The sequence below is a fragment of the Streptomyces chisholmiae genome (assembly GCF_031845445.1).
Classification (GTDB): Bacteria; Actinomycetota; Actinomycetes; order Streptomycetales; family Streptomycetaceae; genus Streptomyces; species Streptomyces chisholmiae.
Map to the genome: position 1 here is coordinate 78616 of NZ_JAVREO010000019.1, position 15306 is coordinate 93921.

The window sequence follows — 15306 nt, forward strand, 5'->3', positions numbered from 1 at the left end:
CGGCTACCGGCTCAGCCGGTGGGGCCGGTCCTGCGGACCACGGCGACACCGCGCGGGGCCAGCGTCTCGGGTCGCTCCCCCGCCTCCTGGGCCAGCCGCTCGCCGGCCAGCTCGCTCAGGTCCACGGCCTCGTCGGTGCGGTTGATGAGGAACCAGTAGTCCACGTCACCGGCCCGACGCACGGTCAGCTCCACGCGCCCGCGCGCCGCTTCAGGCAGCTCGCTCGCCACGCCGGCCGCCGTCAGCAGCCGGCCCAGCAGGACGCTCAGCCCCTCGACCCCGAGCCGGGTCGACACATACGCCGCTGAGCCGCCGCCCAGCGCCCGGCGGGTGATCGCCGGCCGCCCGGCCAGGTGGCCGTCGCGGTAGGTCGCCCAGACGTCGACGCCCGGGTCCGTGACCGTGATCCGGTCGGACCACAGCGTGCCCACGGTCCCGTCGTCCAGGGTGACGGACTCCGCGGGGAGCAGCGGCGCGAACTCCTCGATCCGAATGCCCAGCAGATCGCGCAGGGCCCCGGGGTAGCCCCCCAGCCAGGCGTGGTCGTTCTCGTCCACCACACCGGAGAAGTAGGTGGTGACCAGATGTCCACCCCGCTCGACGAACCGTGTCAGTTCCTTGCCCAGGTCCTGCGGCACCACGTGCAGGATGGGCGCGACCACCAGGTCGTAGGAGTCCAGCGACGCGCCCTTGTGGACCACGTCCGCCCGTACCCCGAGCGCCAGGAAGGCCGAGTACCAGTCCAGCGCCTCCTGCCGGTACCTGAGCAGCTCCGTGGGATGCGAGTCCTGCTCGCTCGCCCACCAGGACTCCCAGTCGAAGAGGATCGCGGCCCGCGCCGGGCGCCGCTCGCTGCCCACCACCTCGGCCAGCTCGTCGAGCCGCGCGCCCAGGCGTGCCACCGAGCGGAAGACCTCGGAGTCCGGCCCGGCGTGCGGCACCATCGCCGAGTGGTACTTCTCGGCCCCGGCCGCCGACTGCCGCCACTGGAAGAAGCAGACCGCGTCGGCGCCGTGCGCCACATGCAGCAGGGAGTCCCGCGCCAGCTCGCCCTCCCGCTTGGCGACGTTCACCGGCTGCCAGTTGACGGCGCTGGTGGAGTGCTCCATCAGGAACCAGGGGCGGCCGCCCGCGAGGTTCCCGGTGAGGTTGGCGGAGAAGGACAGCTCGTCCCTGGCCTGCGGGCCGGGCAGCACGTAGTGGTCGTTGGAGACGAAGTCCACCTCGGCGGCCCAGTCCGCGTAGTGCATCCCCTTGGTCTCGCCCATCACCATGAAGTTGGTGGTCACCGGCACGTCGGGGGTGATCCGCCGGAGCACGTCCCGCTCGGCGCGCAGGTGGTCCTTGAGCGCGTCGGAGGAGAAGCGCTTGAAGTCCAGCTGCTGGGTGGGGTTCGGGTGCGAGGCGGCCAGCCTGGGCGGCAGCACCTGCTCGAAGTCGCCGTAGCGCTGGGCCCAGAAGTCCGTTCCCCAGGCGGTGTTGAGCGCCTCCACCGTGCCGTAGCGGGCGCGCAGCCAGTCCCGGAAGGCCCGGGCGGCGTCCTCGGAGTAGTCGTAGACGTTGTGGCAGCCCAGCTCGTTGCTGACGTGCCAGGCGGCCAGCGCCGGGTGGTCCCGGTAGCGCTCGGCCATCGCCGTGGTCAGGCGCAGCGCGTGCTCCCGGAAGACCGGCGAGGTGGGGCGCCAGTGCTGCCGGGCGCCCGGCCAGACGGTCTGGCCCAGCTCGTTGACCGGGAGGATCTCCGGGTGCTCGGTGGAGAGCCAGGGCGGCGGCGAGGCCGTGGCGGTGGCCAGGTCGACCGCTATCCCCCCGCTGTGCAGCAGGTCCATCGACTCGTCCAACCAGTCGAAGTCCCAGCTGTCGGCGGTCGGCTGGATGCGAGCCCAGGAGAAGATCGCCAGTGAGACGATGTTCACGCCCGCCTCGCGCATCAACCGGACGTCTTCTCGCCAGACTTCGCGCGGCCATTGTTCGGGGTTGTAGTCGGCGCCGTAGGCGAACCTGGGCCTTGACTCATCGGTCGGCCAGCGCAGCCAGCGCGGTGACGGGTCGCGGGTCATGGTGCTCCTCGGGTGGATCGAACGGTGCGGGGGCGGGGCCGCCCCCGCACCGTGAGGTGGTGCGACCGGGGTCAGTCGGTGATGGTGAAGCCCTGCTCCTCGCCGTAGCTACGCGAGGCCTCCTGCCAGCCCGCGAAGCCGTCGGCGAGCCGGGTGTTGGAGACGTAGGCCTTGCCCACCGAGTCGTTGAAGATCGAGTTGGCGTAGACCTGGAAGGGCAGGTAGGACCAGTCGTCAGCCACGTTGGCGGCGGACTCGGCGAACACCTGGTTGGCCTGCTGGCCACCGAAGTAGTCGAACTCGGTGCTCAGGAAGTCCTCGGAGGCGAGATCGGCCGTGGTGGCGGGGAAGGCACCGTTCGACAGGCGGGTCTGCACTCCGTCACCGACGTTGACGTACTCCAGGAAGCCGTAGGCGAGCGCCTTCTTGCTGCTGGCGTCCGGGATGGTCAGCGCGCTGCCGCCGTTCTCGGCGCTGGCGGTGTCCCCTTCCTCCCACTGGGGCAGCGGGGCGACCCGCCAGGAGCCGGCGCCGTCGGGCAGGCTGGACTCCAGGTTGGCCGGCATCCAGGCGCCGGTGGCCAGGCTGGCGATGGTGCCGTCGCCCATCCCCTGGAACCACTCGTCGCTCCAGGAGGTGATCGGCGCCAGCAGGTCCTCGTCGAGCATCTGCTGCCACAGCTCGGTGTAGCGGGTGCTGCCCTCGTCCGCGAGGTCGATCCCGATCTCGGTGCCCTCCACCTGGTAGGGCCGGCCGCCGGCCTGCCAGATCATGCTGGTGGCGAAGCCGGCGTCCCCGGTGTCGTTGGTCATGTAGGCGCTGGGGTCGGCCTCGTGCAGGTCACGGGCCGCCTGGAGGTACTCGTCCCAGGTGGTCGGCACCTCGATGCCGTGCTCGTCGAAGAGGTCCTTGTTGTAGAAGAGCGCCATCGGCCCGGAGTCCATCGGCAGGCCGTAGACACCGTCGTTGGCCTGGACCGCGCTCCACGGCCCGGGCGAGAAGGTGTCGGCGAGGTCGTTCGCGCCGAAGCCCGACAGCTCGGTGACGGACTCGTTCAGGGAGAACTGGCCCATCGCGTAGTACTCGATCTGGGCCACGTCGGGCACGCCCGAGCCGGCCTGCATGGCGTTCTGCAGCGCGGTGTACTGGTCGTTGGCGGTGCCCGCGTTGACCAGGTTGACCGTCACGTTGGGGTACTCGGCCTCGAAGTCCTCGACCGTCTGGCCCAGGGTCGGCTCCCAGGCCCAGACGGTGATCTCGCCACCCTCCTCAAGAGCCTGGGCCACCTCGTCCGCCGAGGCGCCGGCCTCGCCGGAGCCGCCGTCGTCGGAGCCACATGCGGTCAGGCCGAGGGCCACCACGGTGGCCAGGCCGACTCCGCGCAGAGCGCGGCGCGCTGTCTTGGTCATCACAGTCAACTCACTTCGCTGTCAGAACTGTTGGTAGGTAAGAAGAGGAGGAGGGAAGGCGGGTGGGAGGTGCGGTCACTCCTTGACGCTGCCGGCGGCCAGTCCGGACTGCCAGTAGCGCTGGAGCAGGAGGAAGGCGGCGATCAGCGGCAGGATGGTCAGCAGCGAGCCGGTGATCACCAGGTTGAAGATGGCCTGCCCACCGGCCGTGGACGCCTGCGCGTTCCACGCGTTCAGGCCCAGGGTCAGCGGGTACCAGTCGGGGTCCTTGATCATGATCAGCGGCAGGAAGTAGTTGTTCCAGGTGGCGACCATGGTGAAGAGCAGCACGGTCACGATGCCGGGGGCGAGCATCGGCAGGCTGACCCGGAAGAAGGTGCGCAGTTCGCTGGCACCGTCGATCCGCGCCGCCTCCAGCAGCTCCCCGGGGATCGCGTCCGCCGCGAAGACCCACATCAGGTAGAGCCCGAAGGGCGAGATCAGCGAGGGGATGATCACCGCCCAGGGGGTGTTGGTCAGGCCCATCTCGCTGAACATCAGGAAGGTCGGCACGGCCAGTGCGGTGCCCGGCACGGCCACGGCGCCGATCACGATGGCGAAGATGGCCCGCTTCCCGGCGAAGTCGAACTTGGCCAGCGCGTAGCCGCCGAGCACGGCCAGGAAGGTCGCGCCGCCCGCCCCCAGCACCACGTAGAGCACGGTGTTGAGGAACCAGCGGACGAAGACACCGTCGTCATAGGTGAGGGTGTCCTTGACGTTGCTCCACAGGGCGAAGTCGCTGTCGAACCAGAGCCCGAAGGAGTCGAAGAGGCCCGGCTGGGTCTTGGTGGCGTTGATCGCGAGCCAGACCAGCGGCACCAGGGAGTAGAGCAGCACCAGGCTGGTGAGCACGGTCAGCAGGGTGCTGCGGCGTGGGCGGTTCACCGAGTGCGGGCGGCGCTTGGGCCGGCGCAGCGTCGGTGCCGGGCGCCGGGGGGAGGTCGTCGTGGCTGCCATCGGTCACGATTCCTTTCGCATACCGCGGAGCTGCACGACGTAGGCGACGACCATGGTCAGCAGGCCCATGAGGATGGCCACGGTGGCGGCGTAGTTGTGCTGCTGGCCGGAGAAGGACAGCGAGTAGGTGAAGAGGTTGGGCGTGAAGTCGGTGGTGATCGCGTTCGGCGCCAGGCTCTGCAGGATGCTCGGCTCGTTGAAGAGCTGGAAGCTGCCGATGATCGAGAAGATGGTGGCGATCACCAGGGCGCCGCGGATCGCCGGCAGCTTGATCGCGGTGATCACCCGGAACTGGCTGGCCCCGTCGATCTCCGCCGCCTCGTAGAGGGAGTGCGGCACGACGCGCAGCGCGGCGTAGAAGATCAGCATGTTGTAGCCGACGAATTCCCAGGTCACGATGTTGCCGATGGAGGCCAGCACGAGATCCGGCGACAGTGGGTTCGGCAGCGAGACGCCGAAGGCGTCGTTGATGTTGCCCACCAGGCCGAAGCGGCTGCCGTAGATGAAGCCCCACATCAGGGTGGCGACCACGGCGGGCACCGCGTAGGGCATGAAGATCGCGATGCGGAAGAAGTTCTTGCCGTAGAGCCGGCCGCTGTCGATGGCCAGCGCCACCAGCAGGGCGATGCCCAGCATGATCGGGACCTGGACCACCAGGAAGAGGCTGACCCGCCCCAGCGCGTCCCAGAACTTGGGGTCCTCCAGCGCGCGCTGGTAGTTCTCCAGGCCCACGAAGGAGTTGCCGCCGACCATCTGCTCCCGGAAGAGGCTCAGATAGATCGAATAGGCGATGGGCGCCAGGAACACCAGGGTGAAGACCACCATGAAGGGGGCGATGAAGCCCCATCCCACCCAGGATCGCCGGCGCGTGCGGCCTTTGGGCGGCGGTGCGGCCGAGCGTCCCGCCACGGCGGGCGGTGACAACGTCGTCATGGGCATACCTCGCTGGTCGTACGCGAATGTTTACGCAAACACGATTCCGCCGCCGAGTACGCCCGCCAGGGTGTTTACGTAAACATTGATTGATGTGATGCTTACACTGCTCCCTGGGGAGCGTCAAGCGCCGGACAGCATCGTCCAGCGATGACAAGCGAGTTCGTGTGGACGAGGCAGGAGAGCGACCGGTGGAGAAGACCCAGGACGGTGCGGCCGCCAGGCGGCGGGCCGGCCCCGCGCCAGACCTGGTCGCCCGACCGGCCCGCCGCCCCCGGCGGGTCTCCATGGCGGACGTCGCCCGGCTCGCCGGGGTCTCCTCGCAGACCGTCTCCCGGGTCTCCAACGGGCATCCCGGTGTGGTCGAGACCACCCGCCAGCAGGTGCTCTCGGCGATGAAGGAGCTGGGCTACCGGCCCAACAGCGCGGCCCGCGCCCTCAAGAGCGGCGAGTTCCGGACCATAGGCGTCATCCTCTTCACCCTCTCCACCACCGGCAACGTGCGCACGCTGGAGGCCATCGCCAACTCGGCGGCCCAGCAGGGCTACGCCACCACCCTGCTGCCGGTCGCCGCCCCCACCCAGGACCAGGTGCGGGGCGCCTTCACCCGGCTCGGCGAGCTGGCCGTGGACGCGATCATCGTGATCATGGAGGTGCACCTGCTGGACGCCGGCACGGTCACCCTGCCCCCCAACGTCAGCGTCGTGGTGATGGACTCCGACGCCGGGGACCGCTACAGCGTGGTCGACACCGACCAGGCCGGCGGCGCCCGGGACGCGGTGCGGCACCTGCTGGACCTGGGGCACGAGACGGTCTGGCACGTGACCGGCCCCGCCGAGTCCTTCTCCGCCCAGCGCCGGACCGACGCCTGGCGGGCCACCCTGGAGGAGGCCGGCCGGCGGGTGCCCCCGCCGCTGCCCGGAGACTGGACCGCCGAGTCCGGCTACCAGGCCGGCCTACGACTGCTGCAGGAGCCGGACTGCACGGCCGTGTTCGCGGCCAACGACCAGATGGCGCTCGGCTTGCTGCGAGCCCTGCACGAGCACGGCCGCCGGGTGCCGGAGGAGATCAGCGTCGTCGGCTTCGACGACATCCCGGACGCCGGCTCCTTCACCCCACCGCTCACCACGATCCACCAGGACTTCACCGAGGTCGGACGGCGCTGCGTGGAGGGCGTGCTGCGCCAGCTGCGGACGGACACCATGGAGCGCGGCACGACCCTCGTCCCCACCTGGATGGTGCTGCGCGAGAGCACCGCGCCACCGCCGCCCAGGGAATGACGGCGCCCGACCCGGTCAGGCCTCAGGCCAGTGCGCGACACAGGTCAGCGGACTCGGCGGTCCACCCCAGGCTGCTCTCGACCAGCGCCACGGTCGAGTCGTGATGGGCGCGCCCCTGCGGCTCGTCCACGCAGTCGGTGAGCAGCAGCGCGCGGTAGTCGCGTGCCATGGCGTCCCGTAGTGTCGCCTCCACGCAGACGCTCGTGGTGCAGCCCGTGAGGATCAGGTCGCGCACGCCGAGGCGCCGAAGGTCCTCGTCGAGCGTGGTGCCGTGGAAGCCGCTGAACCGGGTCTTGGGGATGACCAACTCCCCGTCGCGCGGGGCCAGTCGGTCCACGATCCGAGTGCTCCAGGTATCCCGCACCAGGACTCGACTCGGACTGCCGTCCGGGGCCTCGGTCGGCAGCCCGACCCGGGCGGCTCGGTGGATCAGGGCGTTCTTGCCGCGCTCCGGGCCCAGGTCGGCGAGATCCGGTCGGTAGCAGTGCTGCAGGTACACCACCGGTATGCCCCGGCCACGGGCGGCCTCCAGCACGTGGGCGATCGGCTCGACGAGCGCGGCGACCAGCGTGACGTCCCCGCCGGACGCCTCGACCGACCCCCCGGGACTGACGAAGTCGTTCTGCATGTCCACCACGACCACGGCGGCCCGCCCGAGGCGCAGCCCGTAGGGCGCCGGCCGCCCGTCGACCACGATGTCGAAGGAGTCGGCCTGGCCAACAGCCCCGGCCGGGCTGGCGGGTGCGGTCGGGTCGGTCGGTGGGCGGTGGGGCATGGCGCGACCTCCGGAAAAAGTACTCAGCTTGTGCACTTCCAGGAAAGTACACATCCCGGCTACTTTCGTGCAAGGCTGAGGGCGTGAGCAGGGCGATCGAAGAACCCATGAACGCCAGAAGCCGCCGCACCCGCGAGGCGATCCTGGCCGCCACCCGCGCCCTCCTCGAAGAGCGCGGCCCCGCCGCCCTCACCATGGCGGCGGTGGCCGAGCGGGTCGGGCTCTCCCGGCGCGGCCTCTATCTGCACTTCACCTCCCGCAGCGAGCTGGTCACCGCGCTCTTCGACTATCTGGCCGACAGGGAGGGGCTGACCCCGTCACTCCAGCCCGTCTGGGCAGCGCCGGACTCCGTCACCGCGCTCGCCGAGTGGGCCCGGCACCTGGCGCGTTACCACCCTCGAGTGCTCGCCGTCGACCAGGCCCTACGCCAGGTCGGCGAGCGGGACCCCGACGCCCGGGCGCACTGCGCCCGCGCCGACGCGGCGCAGTTGGCCAACTGCCGACGGCTGGCGGAATGGCTGGCCCGGGAGGGCCGGCTGGCCGCGCCCTGGACCGAGGAGACCGCCGCTCGGCTGCTGTGGTCCCTGGTCTCCAGCGAGCTGATCGGCCGCCTGCTGGGCGAACAGGGTTGGTCGCAGGACGAGTTGGCCGTCCGCCTGGCACTGCTCCAGCAGCGGACGCTGGTGGCCGGGGCCACCGGCTGACCGACGCCTCCACCCCGCCCCGCCCAGGGCGCCGCGCCGCCCGTGCCGGTGAGCCGGGAGTGCGGCTCGGCCCGGTGACGGGCCCGCCGCGTGGTGGCGTGCCTACGGTGAGTGGGTAGGACTCCCCTCCCCGGGGACGCCGCCCGCCACGGATGACGAGGAGCTGACCGGTATGACGGATCGCCCTGCCGACACCGACGCGTACCACGCCGACGCCACGGACACCGGCACCTTCGACGTCGTCGTGATCGGCGCCGGACCTCCCGGGGAGAACCTCGCGGAGCGAACCCAGGCCGCCGGACTGCGCACCGTGCTGGTAGAACGCGCGCTGGTGGGAGGCGAGTGCTCCTACTGGGCCTGCATGCCGAGCAAGGCACTGCTGCGGCCGCCGGCCGCGCTGGCCGCCGCCCGGGCGGTACCTGGCGCCCGGGCCGCCGCGCACGGCTCACTGGCCGTCGACGAGGTGCTGGCCAGCAGGAACGCCTTCGCCAGCGGTTGGCAGGACGACGGGCAGGTCTCCTGGCTGGCGTCGGTCGGGGTGGAACTCGTGCGCGGCCAGGGGCGGTTGACCGGCCCGAGAACGGTGGTGGTGACCACCCCTGAGGGATCGGAGCGGCGGCTGGTCGCCCGGCAGGCGGTGGCCCTGTGCACCGGTTCCCGGGCGACGCTGCCCGAGCTGCCGGGCATGGCGGAGGCCCGCCCGTGGAGCAGCCGGGAGGCCACCTCGGCCGGTCAGGTCCCGGACCGGCTGGCCGTGGTGGGCGGCGGCGTGGTCGGCGTGGAGATGGCGGCGGCCTGGCGGGCGCTCGGCGCCCGGGTGACGCTGCTGGCCCGCGGCCCCCGGCTGCTGCCGCGCTGGGAGCCGTTCGCCGGCGAGCTGGTGGCCGAGGGCCTGGCCAGGTCCGGGGTCGAGGTGCGGACCGGCGCCTCGGTCTCGGCGCTGCGCCGGCCGGACGAGGCGGGCCCGGTGGTCCTGGACGTCTCCGGCGGAAACGCGGTCATCGCCGACGAGGTGCTCTTCGCGACCGGCCGCCGGGCCGGCACGGAGAACCTCGGGCTGGACGCGGTCGGTCTGACGCCCGGCGACTGGCTGGACACGGACGAGACGCTTCGGGTGCGGGGCGTGCCGGGCGACTGGCTCTACGCCGTCGGGGACGTCACCCACCGCGCGATGCTCACCCACCAGGGGAAGTACCAGGCGCGGATCGCCGCGGCGGCCATCGCGGCCCGGGCCGGTGGCGCGCCGGTGGACGACGGGCCCTGGGGCCGGCACGCCGCGACGGCGGACCAACGTGCGGTGCCCCAGGTGGTGTTCACCGACCCGGAGGCGGCCTCGGTGGGCAGCACCCTGGAGCAGGCCGAGGCCGCCGGGCTGCGGGTCCGGGCGGTGGACTACGACCTCGGCTCGGTGGCGGGAGCCCTGCTCTACGCGGAGGGCTACCGGGGGCGAGCCCGGATCGTGGTGGACCTGGACCGCGAGGTGCTGGTCGGGGCGACCTTCGTCGGCTCGGGCGCCGGCGAACTGCTGCACGCGGCGACGGTCGCGGTGGCGGGCGAGGTCCCGATCGCCCGCCTCTGGCACGCGGTGCCGTCCTTCCCGACGATGAGCGAGATCTGGCTGCGGCTGTTGGAGACCTACCGCGGCTGACCGGCCACCGCGGGCCGTGCCCGACCGCGAGCACGACCGCGACGGCGGCTGGAGGACTGGGCCCGGGACGGGCAAGGGGACGGGCGACGAGCGCGGCCCCGGGGGAGCCGGCGACCGTCGGGGACGGGGCGCCGGACGGTGGTCCCCGGCGCCCCGGTGGTTCCACGCGGCGACCTGGTTCCACGCGACGACCCGGGCCGGCCGGCCGGTGAGCGGCAGGGCACCGCAGCGGCCGAGCGCCGCGCCCCCGGGCGGCAGGAGGGGTTCAGCCGTTCCGGCGGGCCGGCACCTCGGCGGTCCGGGCGGTTCGCGGCGCAGGACCCGGCATCGCACGGCCCCCGGCATCCTGGGAACGACCCGTCCAACCCCGGCTCCGGCGTCCCGGCCGGTGGTCCCGGCTCGGCCGTCCCGGCCAGTGGTCCCGGCCGGTGATCCCGCGACGATGTACGGTCGTCCGCCGCCGGAGTCACGGCGTGCGGCACCACGCCGCCCCACCCCCACCACCCCGCCGCCCGGGCCGCGCGGCCGGCGGCGTGGCGCCCACCGCCACGGCGTGCTCAGCGGTCCAGGGCCGAGCGGCAGATCGCGTTCATCGTCGGGTCGGGGAAGGCGCAGAAGGAGTCCGGGAGCTCGGCCGTGGTGTCCAGGACCGGCGGAGCCTCGGGGACGGGGGCCTCGGTGGGGCCGGCCGGTTCGGCCCGTTCGGCCGGCTCGGCCGCCCGTGACGGGGTCGCGGTCGGGCTGTGTCCCGGGCTCGGCGCGGCGGTGTCCGTTTCGCGTTCGGCCGGCCCGTCCGGGCCGGCGGCCGGGCTCGGTTCGCTCCGTGGGCCGGCCGCGTGGGCGGTGGCCAGCGGCGACGGCTGGGGCGCGGCCCCGTCCCGTGGGTCGGCCGGCGCACCGCCGCCCGCGCAGCCGGCGAGCAGGAGGGCGAGCACCGCGATGCCTCCCGCGCGCCGCGCGGGGTTGCCTGGAATGTTCATCGAGTGGGCGCTCCATCCGAGTCGGGGGGCACGCCGGGTTGGCGGCACGTTGTCCAACGCGGCGGAAGCGCCAAGTTCTCGCCACCTCACCCCATTGCAGCAGCGACGCGTCAAGCCGGCTCCCCGAGGCGGCTCCCGAAAGGCCGAGCCGGCTCCCGAAAGGCCGGGCCGGCAGCCCTGTCACCCGCGTGCGGCGTCCCCTAAGCTCCCCGGCCATGCCCTTCGACCACAACGACCACTACCACCGCACCGTGCTGCGGCACCTGCCGCCCGGCGCCGAGCGGGCGCTGGACGTCGGCTGCGGCACCGGCGCCTTCGCGCGCCGCCTGGCGGCGCGCGGGCTGGCGGTGGACGCCGTCGACCGGGCGGCGGAGCCGCTGGCCGCCGCCCGGGCCGCTGCACCGCCACCACCCGCCGGCCCCCGGTTCCGCCAGCTCGACCTCAGCGAGCATCACCTGCCGGACGCGCGCTACGACTTCATCAGCGCGCTGGCCAGCCTGCACCACATGCCCTTCGAGACGGTGAGCCGGCTGCGCGCCGCCCTCGCTCCCGGCGGGGTGCTGGTGGTGTTGGGCTGCTACCCGAAGCACACCACGCCTGACCTGCTCTGGAGCCTGGCCGCTGTCCCGGTCAACGCCGGGGCCAGGCTCGCGGTCGCGGCCGGCGAGCGGCTGCGCCCCGGGGCGCGGGCGCCGCGGCCGGTCCGGGCGCCGGTGCGCCAGCCGACCGTCCCGCTGCCCGAGATCCGCACGACGGCGGCCCGCCTACTGCCCGGCTGTCGGGTGCGGCGGCTGCTCTTCTGGCGCTATCTGCTGGTCTACCGGCAGCCCGGGCACGCCCCGGCCGGCCGGGCGTAGCGGGACCTGGTGCCGCAGCAGGCGACGTTCGCCCAGCCGTGCGTGGCGACGCGGGAGCCGTCTCGCGCCGGGTACGTCGGCGAGACCGCGCGGCCGCGCCCTGGTCAATGAGGGTTTCTCATCCACGAGGCGAGGATGATGGGGGGCCGTCGGGCCCGACGGCGAACCGCGACGATCCGCGTGCCCTCGGGGAGGCATCCCACACGGTCACGACTGCATCCAGGAGACGGTCATGAACGAAGACGCGAAGAACAACGACACCTCCGCGCTGCCGCCGGTTGTCGACCGGGACACCTGGCAGGCCGGCGTGGACGCGCTGCGGATTCGGGAGAAGGCCCACACCCGCGAAGGTGACGCGATCGCGGCGGCCCGCCGGCGCCTGCCCATGGTGGAGGTGGACGCCAGCCTGGAGCTGACCGGACGGAACGGGCCGGTGACCCTGCTGGACGCGTTCGAAGGACGTCGACAGCTCATCGCCTACTACCTCATGTGGTGGCCCGGCCGGCCCGCGCCCGAGCAGTGCGAGGGCTGCACGTTGTTCCTCAGCCAGGTCGGCGAGCTGTCCTACCTGCACTCCCGTGACATCACCTTCGCGGTATTCAGCCAGGGCCGCAACACCGCGTTCGGCCCGAGCGACGCCCAGGTGTCCTACGACGAGAGCGTCCGCTACCGCGACTTCATGGGCTGGGACCTGCCGTGGTACTCGGCGCAGCCCTCCCTGGACGCGCTCCTCGTCGGTCGCGAGCTCGGCCTGATGCACCTCGTGTGCTACGTGCGGGAGGGCGACCGCGTCTTCGAGACCTACTGGACGTCACGCCGCGGCGTGGAGGTACTGGACTACAACTACGCGCTCATGGACCTCACCGTCTACGGGCGCCAGGAGCCGTGGGAGGACTCACCCACCGGCTGGCCACAACCGCAGGTCGACAGGGAGTCAGCACACATGCGGGCCAACGGACGCCCCACCGCCCAGTGGCCGCGCATCCACGCCGGACACTCCGATGACCTCGGAACCGCGCCGGCAGGGACCGCGCCCAAGCGGCACACCTGTCACTAGTGCCGCAGCAGAGATCATCTGCCCCAGCGGTGAGGTGACGTGCCGGCCGGGGACTGGCCCGGGGGCGTGTGGCGCGACGCCGGACGAGTGGTAGCACGCGGACGCGGACGCGGGATCGATGACGACGAAGGCCAGCGCCGTGCGCACGCGGGAGGATGGTCAGCGGCCTGCCGCCGCCGACGACATCCCGCTCCGTCCCTGGTCTCCCGTCCCTCGGCACCCGGCACCCGGCACCCGGCACCCGGCGAGGCCATCGCGGGCCCCGCCGAACCGGTGCACCGGCCCCGCTCAGACGATGGCGGTCCTGGGGTAGCGGGCGATGAGGCCGCCCACGCGCTGGCGGACGTCGGCGCCCGCCACCAGGGCCAGGTGGGCGCGGGTCCCGTCGGGTCCCCAGTCGCCCGTGTTCCGCCGGTGCCGCAGATGGGTCGCGAGGAACTGCTCGGGTGTCCCGATCACGATGTCGGCCCCGAACTCCGTCAGGATCTCCTCGGTGGCGGGTTCGCGGGTCAGGAGGGCCGCGGAAGTACCGGTGATCTCACTCAGTGCCGAGAACAGCCGGTGGTAGGCGGCAGCGGCGGAGGGATCGGCCGCCATCACATGGGCTCCCCCGCTGTTGTGCGCCGTGTAGGGCACGGTGAGAATCGCCGCGGCGCGCGTCCTGTCCTCGGGTGCCAGCCGGGTGATCGGCTCACCGTCGCCGTGGCAGGACGCCAGCGCGGCTGCGATCACGGCCTTGTCGACCTCGACGCCGGTCGCCCTCCTGACCACCTCGCTGGTCAGGGCCACCCGTCTGATCCACCTGTCCTCGTCGCCGAAGTCAGTGGTCCGCGGGCGCTGCGCGGCCTCGGTGTAGCGCACCGCGGCCGCGCCCAGCCGGACCTGCCGCGTGTCCAGCAACAGACGCATGGGGTTGTGCCGCGCCTGCTCGCCCACGTCGATCGCCGTGGTCACGGCGATCGTCAGCCAGTCCTTGCCGGCAAGGACCCTGGCGGCCTCCTGAGGAAACGCGGAGCCACCGATGTCCCAGCGCTCCAGAACCGTTCCGTCCAGGCTGACGACGTCAACGGCCAGCCGGTCGGTGTCGACGACGGCCGACAGCGAAGGCAGGGGGGACACGCCGTCGAGCAGTCCCCGCCCCAACCCGCGGTGGGCGAAGAGGTCCAGCGTGGCGACCCGCCACCGCCCGCCGTCGCACGTCAGCCTGGCGGTCTCGTAGGAGGGGTTGACGAGGAAGGTGAGGTCGTCATGGCCGTGCGCGGCTGTCCAGAGCAGCCGCGCGCGCCATGTCTGGTGGGGTAGCCGGGTGAACCGATCCGGTGTTTGCAGCTCCCGCCAGCTCGGCGACCGGCAGCCGCGGTGGTGCAGCGACGCCACGGCGTCCTGGTCCGCCGCCTCGACGGCCAGCGCCGCGGCGTCCCACCGGCTGAACCGCCGCCCGCACGTCTGGCAGTCGACGGGGCGCAGAGCGCGGCGCAGCTCCGCGAGCGTCCCCGGTCCGAGCCTGGCCCTGGTAGCCGGATCAACCCGCAGTCGTGACCCTGCCATCTTCGATCCCTTCGGCCGCGACGACATCGCGGCCAGCCCGACACACGCCGACACCCGGCGTGTCCGCGTGGCGCACGGGGCCAGGCTAGGGCTACCGCGCCGTACCCCGCCCGGGCAATCCGTGATAGAGGCCGTCGAAGGCGCACCCTGGGCACGGGTACTCGCCAGGGAACAGGGCGAACGTTGCCCGCCGCGGCACTAGAATCGACCGCATGGCGGTTGACGAGGGAAACGTTCGGGTGGACACCTGGGTCTGGTCGGTGCGGTTGCTCAAGTCGCGGTCGATGGCCGCCTCCGCCTGCCGGAACGGCCATGTCAAGGTCAACGGGGAGCGGGTCAAGCCGGCGCAGCCGATCAGGCTGGGCGACGAGGTCCGGGTCTGGCACGCCGGCCGGGAACGCGTCGTGAAGGTGGCCCGGCTGATCCGCAAGCGGGTGGGCGCGCCGGCGGCCGCCGAGTGCCTGATCGACCACACTCCCCCGCCGCCGCCCCGGGTGGAGGTCCCGATGCCGCCGATGCGCGACCGGGGCGCCGGCCGCCCCACCAAGCGGGAGCGCCGCGAGCTGGACCGGCTGCGCGGGCAGGACTGAGCCCGGGGACCACCGCCCGCCCGGGTTCCCAGGCGCTGGCCTCAGGGCCGGCCCCGGGTCAGGACGGTACTTCCGCCAAGTGCTGGAACTCGGGGTTCCTGGCCAGCCAGCTGGCGATGAAGGGGCAGGTCACCACGGCCCGCACCCCCCGGCGTCCGGCGTCCTCCAGGGCCGCTCTGGCCAGTGCGCCGCCGACGCCCCGGCCCTCGTAGCCGATCCGCACCTCGGTGTGGGGGTAGACCACCCGCCCTTCCTCGCGCGTGTAGTCGGCGTAGCCGGCGAACTCGCCGTCCATCCACGCCTCGAACCGGCTGCGCTCGGTGTTGTCCCGTACCTCTGGGCTCATGCCTCCCATCGTGCCCGTCCAGGCCGGCCGGCGCACCACCGCCGACGCCGATCGGCGCAGCGCCGGGGGGTCGCCGGCGGCCGGGAGGCGGTGCGGTCCGGGAGCGGTGCCGGCGCCCGGGCC

Annotated in this window: 14 protein-coding genes; 6 read left to right on the forward strand and 8 right to left on the reverse strand. The window is 72.8% G+C overall.

What is annotated here, in order from left to right:
* Positions 1–11 precede the first annotated feature (11 nt).
* The 4 genes from RM844_RS26100 to RM844_RS26115 all read right to left on the reverse strand — a co-directional run bounded on the left by RM844_RS26100 (position 12) and on the right by RM844_RS26115 (position 5398).
* Positions 12–2060 carry a beta-galactosidase gene (locus RM844_RS26100; RefSeq protein ID WP_311669842.1) on the reverse strand — a complete coding sequence of 683 codons (2049 nt, stop codon included), beginning with the start codon at positions 2058–2060 and terminating at the stop codon, positions 12–14.
* Between the two features lie 71 nt (positions 2061–2131).
* Positions 2132–3469 (reverse strand): ABC transporter substrate-binding protein, encoded by a 1338-nt coding sequence (locus tag RM844_RS26105; protein ID WP_311669843.1) that lies wholly within the window; start codon positions 3467–3469, stop codon positions 2132–2134.
* 75 nt (positions 3470–3544) lie between these two features.
* Positions 3545–4465, reverse strand: a complete 921-nt coding sequence (locus tag RM844_RS26110) for a carbohydrate ABC transporter permease (RefSeq protein WP_311669844.1) — start codon at positions 4463–4465, stop codon at positions 3545–3547.
* A gap of 3 nt (positions 4466–4468) precedes the next feature.
* Entirely contained in the window at positions 4469–5398 is a 930-nt protein-coding gene (locus RM844_RS26115; RefSeq protein WP_311669845.1) for a carbohydrate ABC transporter permease, read from the reverse strand.
* 287 nt (positions 5399–5685) lie between these two features.
* Between RM844_RS26115 and RM844_RS26120 the strand changes: the two genes are divergently transcribed.
* Positions 5686–6678, forward strand: a complete 993-nt coding sequence (locus RM844_RS26120; protein ID WP_311669877.1) for a LacI family DNA-binding transcriptional regulator — start codon at positions 5686–5688, stop codon at positions 6676–6678.
* A 22-nt stretch (positions 6679–6700) separates the two neighbouring features.
* Here the strand turns inward: RM844_RS26120 and RM844_RS26125 are convergent, their stop codons facing one another.
* Entirely contained in the window at positions 6701–7453 is a 753-nt protein-coding gene (locus RM844_RS26125) for a cysteine hydrolase family protein (protein ID WP_311669846.1), read from the reverse strand.
* A 107-nt stretch (positions 7454–7560) separates the two neighbouring features.
* Here RM844_RS26125 and RM844_RS26130 point away from each other — a divergent pair, with 107 nt between their 5' ends.
* A complete protein-coding gene (locus RM844_RS26130) occupies positions 7561–8157 on the forward strand; it encodes a TetR/AcrR family transcriptional regulator (RefSeq protein WP_311669847.1) in 597 nt (198 codons plus the stop codon).
* 172 nt (positions 8158–8329) lie between these two features.
* On the forward strand, positions 8330–9805 hold the full coding sequence (locus RM844_RS26135) for a dihydrolipoyl dehydrogenase family protein (RefSeq protein WP_311669848.1): 1476 nt from the start codon (positions 8330–8332) through the stop codon (positions 9803–9805).
* A gap of 557 nt (positions 9806–10362) precedes the next feature.
* Here the strand turns inward: RM844_RS26135 and RM844_RS26140 are convergent.
* On the reverse strand, positions 10363–10785 hold the full coding sequence (locus RM844_RS26140) for a hypothetical protein (RefSeq protein WP_311669849.1): 423 nt from the start codon (positions 10783–10785) through the stop codon (positions 10363–10365).
* A 215-nt stretch (positions 10786–11000) separates the two neighbouring features.
* On the opposite strand from RM844_RS26140, the gene RM844_RS26145 reads away from it, so the two are divergent.
* Both RM844_RS26145 and RM844_RS26150 read left to right on the forward strand, forming a co-directional pair.
* Positions 11001–11642 carry a class I SAM-dependent methyltransferase gene (locus tag RM844_RS26145; protein ID WP_311669850.1) on the forward strand — a complete coding sequence of 214 codons (642 nt, stop codon included), beginning with the start codon at positions 11001–11003 and terminating at the stop codon, positions 11640–11642.
* A gap of 232 nt (positions 11643–11874) precedes the next feature.
* On the forward strand, positions 11875–12699 hold the full coding sequence (locus RM844_RS26150) for a DUF899 family protein (protein ID WP_311669851.1): 825 nt from the start codon (positions 11875–11877) through the stop codon (positions 12697–12699).
* Between the two features lie 288 nt (positions 12700–12987).
* Here the strand turns inward: RM844_RS26150 and RM844_RS26155 are convergent, their stop codons facing one another.
* A complete protein-coding gene (locus RM844_RS26155; protein ID WP_311669852.1) occupies positions 12988–14247 on the reverse strand; it encodes a hypothetical protein in 1260 nt (419 codons plus the stop codon).
* Between the two features lie 212 nt (positions 14248–14459).
* Between RM844_RS26155 and RM844_RS26160 the strand changes: the two genes are divergently transcribed.
* Positions 14460–14837, forward strand: a complete 378-nt coding sequence (locus RM844_RS26160; RefSeq protein ID WP_311669853.1) for an RNA-binding S4 domain-containing protein — start codon at positions 14460–14462, stop codon at positions 14835–14837.
* A gap of 58 nt (positions 14838–14895) precedes the next feature.
* On the opposite strand, the gene RM844_RS26165 is transcribed toward RM844_RS26160, so the two are convergent.
* Positions 14896–15183, reverse strand: coding sequence for a GNAT family N-acetyltransferase (locus tag RM844_RS26165; protein ID WP_311669854.1), 288 nt, complete (start codon positions 15181–15183; stop codon positions 14896–14898).
* Between the last annotated feature and the right edge of the window lie 123 nt (positions 15184–15306).